Consider the following 13,195-nt stretch of genomic DNA (forward strand, 5'->3'; position numbering starts at 1 on the left):
TTTTCTGATGCTGGGTTTTCTGTTTTTTACTTTCTTCAATACCTATTCCGTTATCTTCAATAATGATATTCAGGTGCTGTTCACTTTTCTCAAAACTTAATTTTAAAAATCCTTTTTCTGTTCTATAGCGCAGTCCGTGCCAGATGGCATTTTCCAGGAAAGGCTGTACAAGCATGCCAGGAACCTGAAGACTTTGGAGATTCAGGCTTTCATCTACATCAATTTCGTAATCGAATTTATCTGCAAAACGTGTTTTTTCTAATGCCAGATAATTTTGAAGAAGATCTAATTCCTGTTGAAAAGGAATAAAATCATCGGTAGAGTTTTCCATCACACCTCGCATCAACTTGGAGAACTTGGTGAGATACTGGTTGGCTTCCAGTTCATTATTAGTCGCTATAAAATGATTGACACTATTTAAGCTATTGAAAATAAAATGTGGATTCATTTCTCTTCTGAGAGACTGAAGGACAATCTTTTTATTTTTGATCTGAACTTTCTTCAGCGTTCTGAAAATAAAAATAACCAAACCGATCAACACAATCAGAGCTCCGATCAATCCATAATTAAATACATTTTTTTTACGGATAAGCTCATCCTTTAATTCTTTTTCCTTTTCCAACTGAGAAATCCTCTGCTCGGTATCTTCCAGAATCTTATTGTCTACCAAACTTCTGTCTTTGGAAACCAGATTCGGAAGTTTCCCCAGAAAGTCTCTGTACAGCTGAACGGAAGCATCAACATTTCCTGAAATAGCATACAAACTATCCAGTTTTTTCACGCTTTTCTGAGCTTCCAGCGTGTGGCCTTTATCCAAAGCAATTCCGTAGGCATTTTTCAAAAGATCTACCGCTTCTTTAGGATCATTCTTTTTAATATAAATATCGGCCAGCTCCTGAATCTGATTAACTTTCTCCTGTGAATTTTCCTTTACAAAATCTTCCTTTAAAACCTTTTTCTTGGCTTCAATGGCTTTATCAAAGTTTTTATTTTCAACATACAGATTGGCCAGCTTCTGATTAATTTCCAGAGCCTGCTGAGGAGCTTCTTTTTTAGATATTCTATAGGCTGCATTGAGGTTTTCTTCAGCTTTGGCAACATCTTTCTGCTGAATATTGATATCTGCCAATTGACTGTAGCCCGCGGCAACATCAGCCTGCTCATTTTCCTTTTTGCTTAAATTGATATTATTCTGAATGGCTTCTGCCCTCACTTCAGGCGCAGGAGAAGAAAGCCTTGCCGCATCATTTGAATTAACGGCCCTGCTTTTTGTACTATAAGAAATCTCTGCGGCCATATTGTAATTGCTGATAGCCGGGGTAATTTTATTTTGTCTCTCCTGAGATTGAGCTAATCTTCGGGTAACTATTTCCAGATTTTTCTTATCATTAAGATTCTGATAAAGATTTTTAGCTTTGATAAGATACTCTTCGCTTTTAGCATAATTCCCCTGACTGTAATAATCATTAGCCATCCCAACATAAGCATCAGCAACCCCTTTATTATCATTTTTATCTACTGCTTTTTTCAGTTTAGCCACAGACTTAAGTGCCTGCGAGACCTTCGTAGTATCCTGTGCTGAGAAGTAATTTCCCACCATCAATATTGTAATAAACAGTATTTTAAAAACTAATTTCACGGATTTCAAATCTTTACTGCAAAGTAAGCAAAACTTTATTGATCAGCTTCTATCCTTCACCAAGTCAAAATACAATTTCACCAAGTTTGCCTTTCTCTATATTTACCTGGTAACCAACTGTATTTTAAAATCGTTTACAGTTTTTGGTTCGATCGAATAAGGCTTTATGTATATTTGTACTTCACTTAAAAGAGACCATGAAAAAATTTCACTTCCTATTGGCTTTGGTTTGTTGCTTTGGTGGGATCAAAGCACAGACTTATATTCAAAATGTTAACATAGCTGATGTTATCCATAAAAAAATGATTCCTAACCAAACTGTGATCATTACTAATGGTGTTATTACTGCTATTAAATCCAATAAACAGGTAAAAATCCCTCAAAACTCCCAAATTATCAATGGTGAAGGAAAATATCTCATTCCTGGAATGACTGATTCGCATATCCATTTTTTTCAGAGTGGTGGATTGTACACAAGACCCGATGCACTTAATCTGACAAAACATGTTCCCTATGAGCAGGAAATCAGCTGGGCACATCATCATATGGAGAATTTCCTTCAATATTATCTGCGGTCAGGAATTACTTCTGTAATTGATCCCGGAGCTACCTATAATTTTCTTACACTCCGGGATTCCTTAAAAAAGAAAGATGACCTTCCTTCTGTATATATGTCAGGCCCTCTTATCACGACATATGAACCGGAAGTCTTTAAAAATCTTGATAAAGACGAACCTTTTAAACTGGCACTAACTGTTGAAGATGCAAAAAAGTATGTTCAGGAACAGCTTCCATATAAGCCCGACTTTATCAAAATATGGTACATTATACTGGAAAAAGATCCTCAAAAAGCAAAAGAGCAGACTAAAAAGCTCGAGCCTGTGATTAAAACCATTATTGAGGAATCCCATAAGAACAATTTAAAAGTTGCCGTTCATGCCACACAACGTTTTACAGCCGAAACAGCAGTTCTGAACGGAGCGGATTATCTGGTTCATAATATCGAAGATGAAATAGTTTCTGATGATTTTATAAAACTTTTAAAATCCAGAAAAATAGTCCTTTGTCCTACCCTGACTGTATTTGACAACTATTATGATACCTATGGCCAAAAGAAGCATTACAACACCTATGAACTGGAAAACTCCAATCCGAAAAGTATTGGTTCAATCTACGATCTGAAGCATCTGGAAGAGACTGCTGATTCAACATGGATTAAAAAATATAAGGTAAGATTTAATTCACAACAGATCAAAACTTATGTTTCCAAAGTGGATTCTATCCGGGGGGTCAATTTAAAAAGGCTTGCAGATGGAGGGGTAACAATTGCAGCTGGTACAGATGCAGGAAATATAGGAACCCAGCATGCCTCTTCTTTTATGGATGAACTCAATGCGATGAAAAAAAGTGGACTGAGCAACTGGCAGATTCTGCAGTCAGCCACAATTAACCCGGCAAAAATCCTTAATAAAGAGGCGCAATATGGCAGTATTGAAGCTGGAAAAACCGCGGATCTTGTTCTTCTTAATGCCAATCCCATTGAAGATCTGAACCATTTAACCAAAATTGAAACTGTCATCAAGAACGGCAAGACGTTCGATCCTCATAAAATACTGAAGATTACCCCTGAGATACTTGTACAGCAGCAGGTAAATGGCTATAATGCACGAAATATAGATGCTTTTCTTGAACCCTATGCGGAAGATGTTGAAATCTATTCATTTCCCAATACTTTGATAAGTAAAGGTAAAGAAAGTATGAGAAAAACATATGAAGCACTATTTAAAAAGGTGCCGGACCTGCATTGTGAGATAAAGCAGAGAATCATTAATCATAATACGGTTATTGACAAGGAAAGTGTTTCCGGATTAAAATCTGGTCAGAAGATAGAAGCTACTGCGATTTATGAAATCAAAGACCATAAAATTTCAAAGGTATATTTCCTTTATTAACTATTATCTTTCCCGTTCACGAATATAAAATCTACTTTATAAAAGACAGTTTCTATACGAACTGTCTTTTTTTTACGTATCCACCAAGTGAAAGTCTTCTTTCACCAAGTCTCCCGGTTTTCAGTTTCAGATCAAACTAATTTTACATCAGAATTTAAAAGTAAAAACAAGAAATTATGAAATTGAAACATTTTTTATTAATCGGAATTGTAACGCTGGGAGGTTTTGTAAACGCTCAGGAAGTAAAGAAAAATGGAATTGAAGTAACAGGTGTTGCTGAAATGGAAGTAGAACCGGATGAAGTGACCTTCAGCATCGGAATAAAAGGAGATAACAAAAATGATCTGGCAGATAATGAAAAGAAGATGCTCGATATCCTTAAGAATGCAGGAGTAAAGAATGAAGATATCAAGTTTAAGTCTTCATACCAGAACATTTACGCCAAAAACGGAAAGTTTTCTAAGAATTATGTTTTTAAAGCGAATGCCAAATCAAACCTCAGCAAAATTTTTGAAGACCTGAACCAGAAATGGGTAAGCAGCCTGAGCATATCAGAGGTAAAGAACACCAAGATTGCAGATTTCAGAAAAGCAGTAAAGATCAATGCTTTAAAAGCGGCAAGAGAAAAGGCAGATTATCTGTTGGAGAGCATGGGTAAAAAAGTGGGTAATGTTCTTGAAATCGTAGAAATTGAAGATTATACCAGTGACATGGTGATGCCTGTTGCCTACAAAAGCAGAATGAGCAATGTACAGCTTGAAATGGCAGATGCTGCGGTAGATTTTTCTTTTGACAACATCGAAAATATCAAACTGAAATACAGTATCAAAACAAGATACGAGATCCTTTAAAAGACCAAAAGTGATTTATCAGCCTCCTTAGAGAAAGCCCTGATCAAAAACAGGACGCATTCTTTGAACAAAACATCAATTTCGGAGGCTGTGAAAAATATTAGAAAGATATGCAGATCCAATATCACAACAGATAACCTATAAAAAATAATAATATGACAACTTTAAAAATCTTAGCCGTTGCAGCAGCTTTTTTAAACTCAGGAACCAACCCGGCCATCAGCTGCTCAAAAAATGATCTTAAAAGTACAGAGTTAACGGTACAAAATGCTTCCATATCCCCTTTAAATAATATATCAAAGGATAATAAAATCCAGGTTGCTCTTTTACTTGATACTTCTAACAGTATGGATGGGTTAATTGAACAGGCAAAATCGAGACTCTGGAACATTGTCAATACACTAACCTCATTGAAGTATAACGGACAGACTCCGCAAGTTGAAATTGCTCTATATGAATATGGAAATGATGGCATCCGTGATGAAAACTACATCCGCCAGGTTACTCCGCTCACCCAGGATCTTGATCTCGTTTCTGAAAAACTATTTGCCTTAAGAACTAATGGAGGCAGTGAATATTGCGGGGCTGTTATCCGGGATGCTTCTGCCAATCTGAATTGGGATGGTAATGAAAAAAGTATGAAACTAATTTATATTGCAGGTAATGAACCGTTCAATCAGGGAAAAATTGACTATAAAGACGTTATCTCAAAAGCAAAGAATAAAAATATTTATACCAATACCATTTACTGCGGAAGCCGGGAAGAAGGAATTCAGGGATTATGGCAAAATGGGGCAACAACAGGAGGTGGGAAATATTTCAACATTGACAGTGATAAAAAAGTGATCTATATTGAAACGCCCTATGATATCAGGATTTCTGAGTGTAATTCCAAACTTAATGACACTTACATTTATTATGGAAACCATGGCTCTGAATATAAAATGAAGCAAATTACCCAGGATAAAAATGCAGAAGTACAATCGGTTTCCAATCTGGTAGAAAGAACGGTTTCCAAATCTAAGAAGAATGCTTACAAAAACGAGCATTGGGATCTGGTAGACAAAGCTGAAAAGGATGACAGTTTCATTACCAATATGAAACCAAGCGAACTTCCTGATGAACTGAAGGGAAAAAGCAAAGAGGAAATAAAAAAAGCGGTGTCTATGAAATCAGCAGAGCGGGAAAAGATCCAGAGAGAAATTGAAGAACTCTCTAAAAAGCGTCAGTCCTACATTGATGCTGAAATGAAAAAAAGAGGAAGTGATGATTCTGATGATCTTGGAAAAGCCATTGAAAGCTCTATACAGGAATTAGCTAAGAAAAATGGTTATAGCCTATAAAAGAGGTTAATAGTTAAATATTTTAAGCTGAAAATCTTGTGGTAATAAAGTACACTTAAGTTTGGGAATTATTTATTTTCCGGGCTTAAGTGTACTTATTTATATATTATCTTTTAAAACACTTACTTTTGTTAAAGGTCCCTCTCTTATCTTCCAAATTTAAAATACTGAGACAACAGATGCTTCTTCCCCTTCATAAACAAAGAAGACATTTCCATTCCGGTTACTGAAAAAGTAATCCCGTTTCCACCAAAACCTAATACAAAGTAAGAATTTCTGAATTTTGGATGCTCCCCAATATAGGGCAATCCATCTTTTGTTTCTCCAAAAGTTCCTGCCCAGACAAAATCAGGATAAAAATGATAATCAGATTTTATTTTCTTTAAGTTTTTTAAAATTTCCTTTTCTTTTTTGTTGAGAATCGCATCCCGTTTTTCGGCATCATAAAAATCTTCATCTCCACCGCCTATCAATAATCTGCCGTCATCAGTAGTCCTCATGTAGAGATAAGGATCATCTGTATTCCAGACTAAAGTGCTGGTGATATTTTTAAACTTATCTTTATCTACCTCAGAAACTACAGCATAAGTACTCTTCAGATTAACAAAATTTTCTTTCAGTAAAGTTTTACTTTCATAGCCAATGCAGTAGATTATTTTCTTTGCCCTGATCTGAAAACCGCTGTCAACTGTAACCCTATTAAAACCTTTATGATATTCTACTTCCGTCATTTCAGTTTTATCAAAAATTCTTAGCCCTTTTCTTATATTATGCTTAAACAGTTCATGAGCAAACTGAAAGGCGTCAATACTGGCTCCCTGCTTGGATAAAATGCCTCCATAGGTATTTTCTAATCCAAATTTCTCCAGAATCTGATCTGCACTGAGCCATTTAACTTCAAATCCGGCTTTTTTTCTGGCTTCATATTCTTTCTTTAGCCATTCTGCATCTTTCTTTTTTGAGGCAAAATACAATGATTTTTTACGTTTAAACCCCGCTTCGGAACGTATTTTTCCGGCAAGCTTTTCAATGGTATCAATGGCATCTGAACATGCCTTATAACTTGCTACAGCACCTTTTTCCCCTATTATTTCTATTAATTCATACAGAGGAACATCTATTTCGTACTGCAGCATTGAAGTGGTAGCAGAAGTACTTCCATTACAAAGCTCACGCTTATCAATGAGTATTGTTTCATAACCATCTTTTATCATTTGATGGGCAATAAGACTTCCTGTAATCCCACCTCCTATGATTAGGACATCGCAGTTTTCGTCTGATTTTAAAGAAGGATAAGTAGCAATAAGCCCGTTTTTTAAAAGCCAAAAAGGTTCATTTGATTTGAGATCCATATTAATATTTTACAATAAAAATAACAACATTTATACCTATTTTAACAATTTCAGATGAATTTATGGTTCAATTATTGTTACTTTATTAATTCCAATCACCATAAAATATTTACTATGATAACAATTATTCCAGAAGCTCCGGAGAATGTTGCGGCATTTAATGCCACCGGAGAAGTAACGAAAGAAGATTTTGAAAAACTGGTAATTCCGCGCGTAAAAGAGAAAGTAGACCAATTTGGTGAGCTGAATTACTTACTGTATTTGGATACTGATCTGGATGAATTTACCATGGGAGCATGGCTTGAAGACCTCTTGCTGGGATTAAAAAACCTTACAAAATGGAATCGGACAGCCATTGTTACAGATAAAAAGGGTGTGCAGAACTTTACAGATATTTTCAGTGTTCTGATGCCCGGGGAATTTAAATCTTTTCCAAAAGAAAATTTATATAATGCCCTTTACTGGTGTAAAAACGGTAATGAGGTAGAAGCTTAACCGAATTTACCAAATAATGAAAGACTGTCGTAAAGGCAGTCTTTTTTTGTTATATATCAATCAATATCAACTACATAAGTAAAAATACCTAATGGTAAATTTGGTATATTATACGGTAATTATATCCCAAAATGGTGAGTACATTTGTAATGTTAACCAACTAAATAATTTACACCATGTCAACATTCAAAACAAACATTATTGCAGGACCACTTTGGAGCAACGACGAAGCACAAAAACTAGGACCACGTATTGCTGCGGCACATCTAGGAAAATTTACCGGACAATGGAATACCATTGTACAAGGACAAATGAGCGTTATAGAAGTTGAATTAAATGCTGAACCAACCGGCAGTACGGAATATACTTTAAACGTTTTAGCAGGTCCGATCTGGAGCGATGAAGATGCTAAAGCAATATGCCCTTCGATCTGTGCTTCTTATGGAGGCACATGGAACGGACAATGGACAACAGTTGTAGAAGGCAAAATGAGCGTTTGCAGCTGTGTCTTTAAATTCTAGTCTGAATAAATTCGATGTATTAATTTAAAAAGCTGTCTCAAAAGTTAATTTTTGACTTGAGACAGCTTATTTTTTATTCTCACAGAGCTGAGAGATTGCGTAGATGTTCTATTTGCTCCTATTTATCACAAGAAACACATTCTGCCACTGTATTTTCTTCATTTGCTGTTTGTGAACCATACAGGTACATATATCTTACACTGATTGCGAATCCAATAAAGGTCATCCCCACTCCTACTAACGATGGATAGTTGAATGGTAATCCATATTCCAAAGGAATTCCTCCAAGGAAAGCCCCCATCGCATTGGCTATGTTAAATCCTGCCTGCATAAAAGCTGCTGCCATCATTTCACTTTTTGGGGCTGCTTTCATCATCATAATATTGATAGGTGCAGCAATTGACATTGATAAAGCTCCACACATAAAGGTTAATATGAAAGCAATATTCTGGTGTTCGGAAAGTAAAAATACTCCAACAAGAGAAATCATCATTAAGAAAATCAGGAGCGCACAGGTTTTTTCAGGTCCTAATTTATCTGAAACAATACCTCCAGCAAGGTTACCTACCACCATTCCGGCTCCTGCAAGAACCATTACATAAGCCATCTGACTGCTTTCAACTCCGGAAATTACAGTCATTAAAGGAGTGATGTAGCTCAACCAGGTAAAAAGGCCACCAAATCCTATGGCCGTAATAGCCAATACCAGCCACGATTGTTTCTTTTGCAGGAACTTCAGCTCCTCCAGGAAATGGGTATTTTGATTAGCCTCCATTGAGGGCAGCCATAGTTTTAAAAATAACAGGGCAAAAACTCCAATCAAAGCAACAATAGCAAAATATAATCTCCAATGAAAGGTATGTCCTATATAGGTTACTAAAGGAACCATCACCAGATTGGCTATGGTGAGTCCTGTAAACATCATTGATATATAAAAGGCTTCCTTCCCTTTTCCTGCCATTTTAGCTGCTACTACAGTTCCTACTCCAAAGAAAGCTCCGTGAGGAAGCCCGGACATAAATCTGATGATTAACATTGTTCCGTAATTGGGCGCAATGGCAGAAAGCCCGTTAAATAAAGTAAACAGGATCATAAAAGCAATCAGTACTTTTTTAGGTGGATATTTTACCGAGTATCCGATCAGGATGGGTGCTCCTATTACCACTCCCATTGCATAGGCAGAAATCAGATGTCCTGCTTGGGGAATACTGATTTCCAATGTTTTTGCGATGTCCGGCAATAGCCCCATTACGGTAAACTCTGTAGTTCCAATTCCCAAACCGCCAATCGCCAGCGGTATTATTCTTTTATCAATCTTCATTGTATTTTCTTTTCTGAATTAACCTATTGAATTAAAAATGGTTACCCATGTTTATTTTGAAAGTGCAAAATTCGAAAGAAAGATTGGATTTCACACCTCTTTGAATGATAAAAATTTGCTCCATATTAACCTTTTTGTTTAATTTTAATTCTACAAATAATCAAAACAGGACAATATGAAGATCCAGAAAGAAACAATAGAATTTGAAAAGGGGAAATCTTTCAAAATATTTGCTCCCAGCCTGAAAAATTGTTTCTTCTGGCATTATCATCCTGAAATAGAGCTGGTATATGTAGAAGCATCCAATGGAATCCGGCATGTGGGAAAGAATATTTCAGGTTTTACAGACAGTGAACTTCTATTGATTGGTGCGAATGTTCCCCATCTTAATTTTGATTATGGAATACAAACGGAATGTAAACAATTAGTCCTGCAAATGCGTGAAAATTTCCTTCAGGAGATCATTCTTCCTGTTCCTGAGTTTGAGAATATCAAAAGCCTTTTAGAGCGATCCTACCTCGGATTATCATTCTTTGGCGAAACCAAAAATACTGTTGTTGAAAAACTCAGGATCATCAAAGAAAAAAACTCTTTTGAATCCCTAATGGGACTTCTTGAGATCTTACAGATTCTTGCCAATTCTACAGAAGTGCATGAACTTAACAAAGAAGATACGAGGATCAAATGGTTCCTGAACGATAAGATCAGGATGGGGACCATCTACGATTACATCCACGAAAATCATGATAAAAAGCCTAATGTGAATGAAATTGCCCAGATTGTAAGTTTAAGTACTCCTGCTTTCTGCCGGTATTTTAAAAAGCAGACCAATATGACCTTCACAGATTTTGTAAATAACTACAGGATCAATCAGGCTAAAATATTTCTGCTAAAGGATTCTTCAGTTACAGAAGTTTGTTTCCAGGTGGGTTTTGAAAGTCTTTCCTACTTTAATAAACTGTTTAAACAGCATACAGGAGAAACGCCTTCGGAATTCAAGAAGAAACATTTCAAGCCTATTGAAATTAATGGGCGAATTGGGGTGATTAACAGGGAATCTTCCTGTAATAAATCGTTTTGATAATATCTCGCTGATTTTGCAGATAACGCAGATTTATTTTATGAGCTTAAATGGCTGCTTTTATTTACCCACAGATGACGCGGATTTTCACAGATGTTTTGGGGATAATTTTGATTTTGGATCTTTATAAACCACCCCGTCAAAAATCCTTTGAATTTTTGCCACCCCTCCAAAGAATGGGAATGATGGAAGCCATTCCTTATCAATTTGTTTAAGATGTTTAATTAACGTCCCCCTATACCTATTACCTATTACCTATTACCTATTACCTATAAAAAAACCGCCCATTGCTGAGCGGTCTGTATCTTAATGAATATGTTTTTCTGCGTGGTAAGAACTTCTTACAAGAGGTGAACTTTCAACGTGTCTGAAACCTAAGCTTCTTGCAAAGTCTCCAAGCTCATCGAATTCTTCCGGGGTAATAAATCTCTTTACGGGAAGATGTTTCTTAGTTGGCTGAAGATATTGTCCAAGAGTGATAACATCTACATTGGCATTTCTGATGTCTTCGATTGTCTGAAAAACCTCATCTTTAGTTTCTCCTAAACCAAGCATAACTCCGGTTTTGGTTCTTCTCTGGCCGGCTTCTTTTAAATATCTTAAAACTTCAAGGCTTCTTTCATATTTGGCCTGAATTCTCACTTCTCTGGTCAAACGTTTTACAGTTTCCATGTTGTGAGAGATCACTTCCGGAGCAACGTCTACCAATCTGTCAATATGTTTGGTGATTCCCTGGAAATCAGGAATCAGGGTCTCCATTGTTGTTCCCGGAGAAATTCTTCTTACAGCATTCACGGTTTCTGCCCAAAGGATAGATCCCATATCTTTCAGATCGTCACGGTCTACAGAAGTAAGAACAGCGTGTTTGATCTTCATTAATTTAATAGAGCGCGCTACTTTTTCAGGTTCATCCCAGTTTACATCAAGCGGTTTTCCTGTTTTTACGCCACAGAATCCACAGCTTCTTGTACATATATTTCCTAAAATCATGAACGTTGCCGTACCTTCTCCCCAGCACTCTCCCATATTCGGACAGCTTCCGCTTTGGCAAATGGTGTTTAATTTATATTTATCAACCAAAGTCCTTAATTCTCTGTAATTTTTCCCGGTAGGAAGTTTTACACGAATCCATTTTGGTTTCTGAACGGTAGTATCTTGAACTAAATTTTCCATTTATTTCTCAAATTGAGGTTCAAAGTTAGTGATTTTTTTATCGAAATAATCAAAGACAGACATTGATGAAACATATAATTTTGTAATTTCAGAACTCAAAATATTTTATGAAGACCATATTCTGCATCTTATCGCTTATTTCCAGTACCTTTTGTTGGGCTCAGAAAGAATTTCAGCCGGAAGGCTCTACCATTCTTCAAACCGTAGATGGAGACCTTGATGGAGATCAAATTCCGGAAAAAGTAATTGTCTATAATACAAAGGATCCCGGTGAACTTGGTGATCTCCGGGAGATTCAGATTCTGAAAAAGATAAATGACAAATGGAAAATTCTTGAAAAATCAACGAATGCCATTCTTGATAGCGAATCCGGAGGAATTATGGGAGATCCCTATTCAGGAACACGGATTGAAAAAGGGATCTTAATTATAGAACATTTCGGTGGCAGCAGCTGGAAATGGGGGTATACGGATAAATACAGATATCAGAACGGTCATTTTGAATTGATAGGACATACTTCAAGCTCCGGAAGGCCGGGAGATTATATCAAAACTGTAGACTTCAATCTTTCTACAGGACAGATTAATTTTAAAAATGAGGTTGACAATACTAAAGAATATGGACCTTCTCAAAAGGAAACCTACATTAAAAAAGGCATAAAAATCAATCTTCAGAACAGAAATGACAGGAGTGTGAAAATTATACTACCCAAAACAAAGCAGGAAATTTTTATATAATTGGCCACGAATAATCATAAAGCACCTTAATTCTATTTCAATTTTATCGGAGATAAAACCCTTGCGCCATAAAGACAGTATAATACTAAAACTTCTTACGCCTTTGCGTTTTCCAACAACATTCTCAGTTATCTTCAAACTCATTATTCTTAAGCAGCTCAGCAAGAACTTTTTTAGCCCGCATCACACGAACTTTTGTATTGGCAACAGAAATTCCCAGCTCTTCGGCTATTTCCTTGATGCTTTTTTCTTCAAAAAATCTCAATTTAATGATGTCCTGATAATTGGCATCCAGAGATTCAATAGTTTTAATGATTTTCTTTTGTTCTTCTTCAGAAATCAGAAGTTCTTCGGGAGATTTTGCATATTGGTTTTTAACCTCATCAAGGTTTTCAACAGCGTCTTCGTTTTCACGGCTCTTCTTTCTCCAAAAGTCGATAACAGTATTCTGAGCAATGGTTAGAATCCAGGTTTTAAACTGAAAATGAGGATCGAACATATCCAGTTTCGATAATACTTTGGAAAAAACATTCACGGTAATTTCATCGGCATCATTTTCATCTTTCACTTTTTTCATCACAAAAGAGAAAACATCCACCCAAAAAACATTGATGAGTTTAGTCTGGGCCTTCTGATCTTTATCTTTGGCCTTTTGAATGAGCAGAAATAGCTGTTCGTCGTTCATTAATAACAAATATAGAGTATTTGGGTTGAAAATGCAATGCTGAAA

General features: G+C 36.2%; 12 protein-coding genes. 7 read left to right on the plus strand and 5 right to left on the minus strand.

Annotated elements, in window-relative coordinates; translation table 11 throughout:
- Positions 1 to 1,639 (minus strand): tetratricopeptide repeat-containing sensor histidine kinase (locus BBH99_RS17180; RefSeq protein WP_228390831.1); only part of this gene is annotated, 1,639 nt, incomplete at its 3' end.
- Positions 1,640 to 1,836: 197 nt separating this feature from the next.
- Between BBH99_RS17180 and BBH99_RS17185 the strand changes: the two genes are divergently transcribed.
- From BBH99_RS17185 to BBH99_RS17195, 3 genes are all read left to right on the plus strand, one after another.
- Positions 1,837 to 3,591, plus strand: coding sequence for an amidohydrolase family protein (locus BBH99_RS17185; RefSeq protein WP_066698539.1), 1,755 nt, complete (start codon positions 1,837 to 1,839; stop codon positions 3,589 to 3,591).
- 176 nt (positions 3,592 to 3,767) lie between these two features.
- Complete coding sequence (locus tag BBH99_RS17190) at positions 3,768 to 4,442, plus strand: SIMPL domain-containing protein (protein WP_066698548.1); 675 nt, start codon at positions 3,768 to 3,770, stop codon at positions 4,440 to 4,442.
- 155 nt (positions 4,443 to 4,597) lie between these two features.
- A complete protein-coding gene (locus BBH99_RS17195; RefSeq protein ID WP_066698550.1) occupies positions 4,598 to 5,785 on the plus strand; it encodes a VWA domain-containing protein in 1,188 nt (395 codons plus the stop codon).
- A gap of 146 nt (positions 5,786 to 5,931) precedes the next feature.
- Here BBH99_RS17195 and BBH99_RS17200 read toward each other — a convergent pair whose 3' ends face one another.
- Entirely contained in the window at positions 5,932 to 7,137 is a 1,206-nt protein-coding gene (locus BBH99_RS17200; protein WP_066698552.1) for an NAD(P)/FAD-dependent oxidoreductase, read from the minus strand.
- A gap of 114 nt (positions 7,138 to 7,251) precedes the next feature.
- On the opposite strand from BBH99_RS17200, the gene BBH99_RS17205 reads away from it, so the two are divergent.
- Both BBH99_RS17205 and BBH99_RS17210 read left to right on the plus strand, forming a co-directional pair.
- Entirely contained in the window at positions 7,252 to 7,632 is a 381-nt protein-coding gene (locus BBH99_RS17205) for a SpoIIAA family protein (RefSeq protein WP_066698554.1), read from the plus strand.
- Between the two features lie 176 nt (positions 7,633 to 7,808).
- Positions 7,809 to 8,153, plus strand: a complete 345-nt coding sequence (locus tag BBH99_RS17210; protein WP_066698556.1) for a mannan-binding lectin — start codon at positions 7,809 to 7,811, stop codon at positions 8,151 to 8,153.
- Positions 8,154 to 8,271: 118 nt separating this feature from the next.
- Here the strand turns inward: BBH99_RS17210 and BBH99_RS17215 are convergent, their stop codons facing one another.
- Complete coding sequence (locus BBH99_RS17215; RefSeq protein ID WP_066698559.1) at positions 8,272 to 9,474, minus strand: MFS transporter; 1,203 nt, start codon at positions 9,472 to 9,474, stop codon at positions 8,272 to 8,274.
- 175 nt (positions 9,475 to 9,649) lie between these two features.
- Here BBH99_RS17215 and BBH99_RS17220 point away from each other — a divergent pair, with 175 nt between their 5' ends.
- Complete coding sequence (locus BBH99_RS17220; protein WP_066698562.1) at positions 9,650 to 10,555, plus strand: AraC family transcriptional regulator; 906 nt, start codon at positions 9,650 to 9,652, stop codon at positions 10,553 to 10,555.
- Positions 10,556 to 10,861: 306 nt separating this feature from the next.
- Here the strand turns inward: BBH99_RS17220 and lipA are convergent, their stop codons facing one another.
- The gene (gene lipA, locus BBH99_RS17225) at positions 10,862 to 11,728 is read right to left on the minus strand and encodes a lipoyl synthase (protein ID WP_066698565.1); all 867 of its coding nucleotides are present in this window, start codon (positions 11,726 to 11,728) and stop codon (positions 10,862 to 10,864) included.
- A 107-nt stretch (positions 11,729 to 11,835) separates the two neighbouring features.
- Here lipA and BBH99_RS17230 point away from each other — a divergent pair, with 107 nt between their 5' ends.
- Entirely contained in the window at positions 11,836 to 12,465 is a 630-nt protein-coding gene (locus BBH99_RS17230; RefSeq protein WP_066698568.1) for a hypothetical protein, read from the plus strand.
- Between the two features lie 124 nt (positions 12,466 to 12,589).
- Here BBH99_RS17230 and BBH99_RS17235 read toward each other — a convergent pair whose 3' ends face one another.
- On the minus strand, positions 12,590 to 13,150 hold the full coding sequence (locus BBH99_RS17235) for an RNA polymerase sigma factor (RefSeq protein ID WP_066698570.1): 561 nt from the start codon (positions 13,148 to 13,150) through the stop codon (positions 12,590 to 12,592).
- Positions 13,151 to 13,195 lie beyond the last annotated feature (45 nt).

Origin of the sequence: Chryseobacterium contaminans (genome assembly GCF_001684955.1) — a bacterium.
Taxonomy (GTDB): Bacteria; Bacteroidota; Bacteroidia; order Flavobacteriales; family Weeksellaceae; genus Chryseobacterium; species Chryseobacterium contaminans.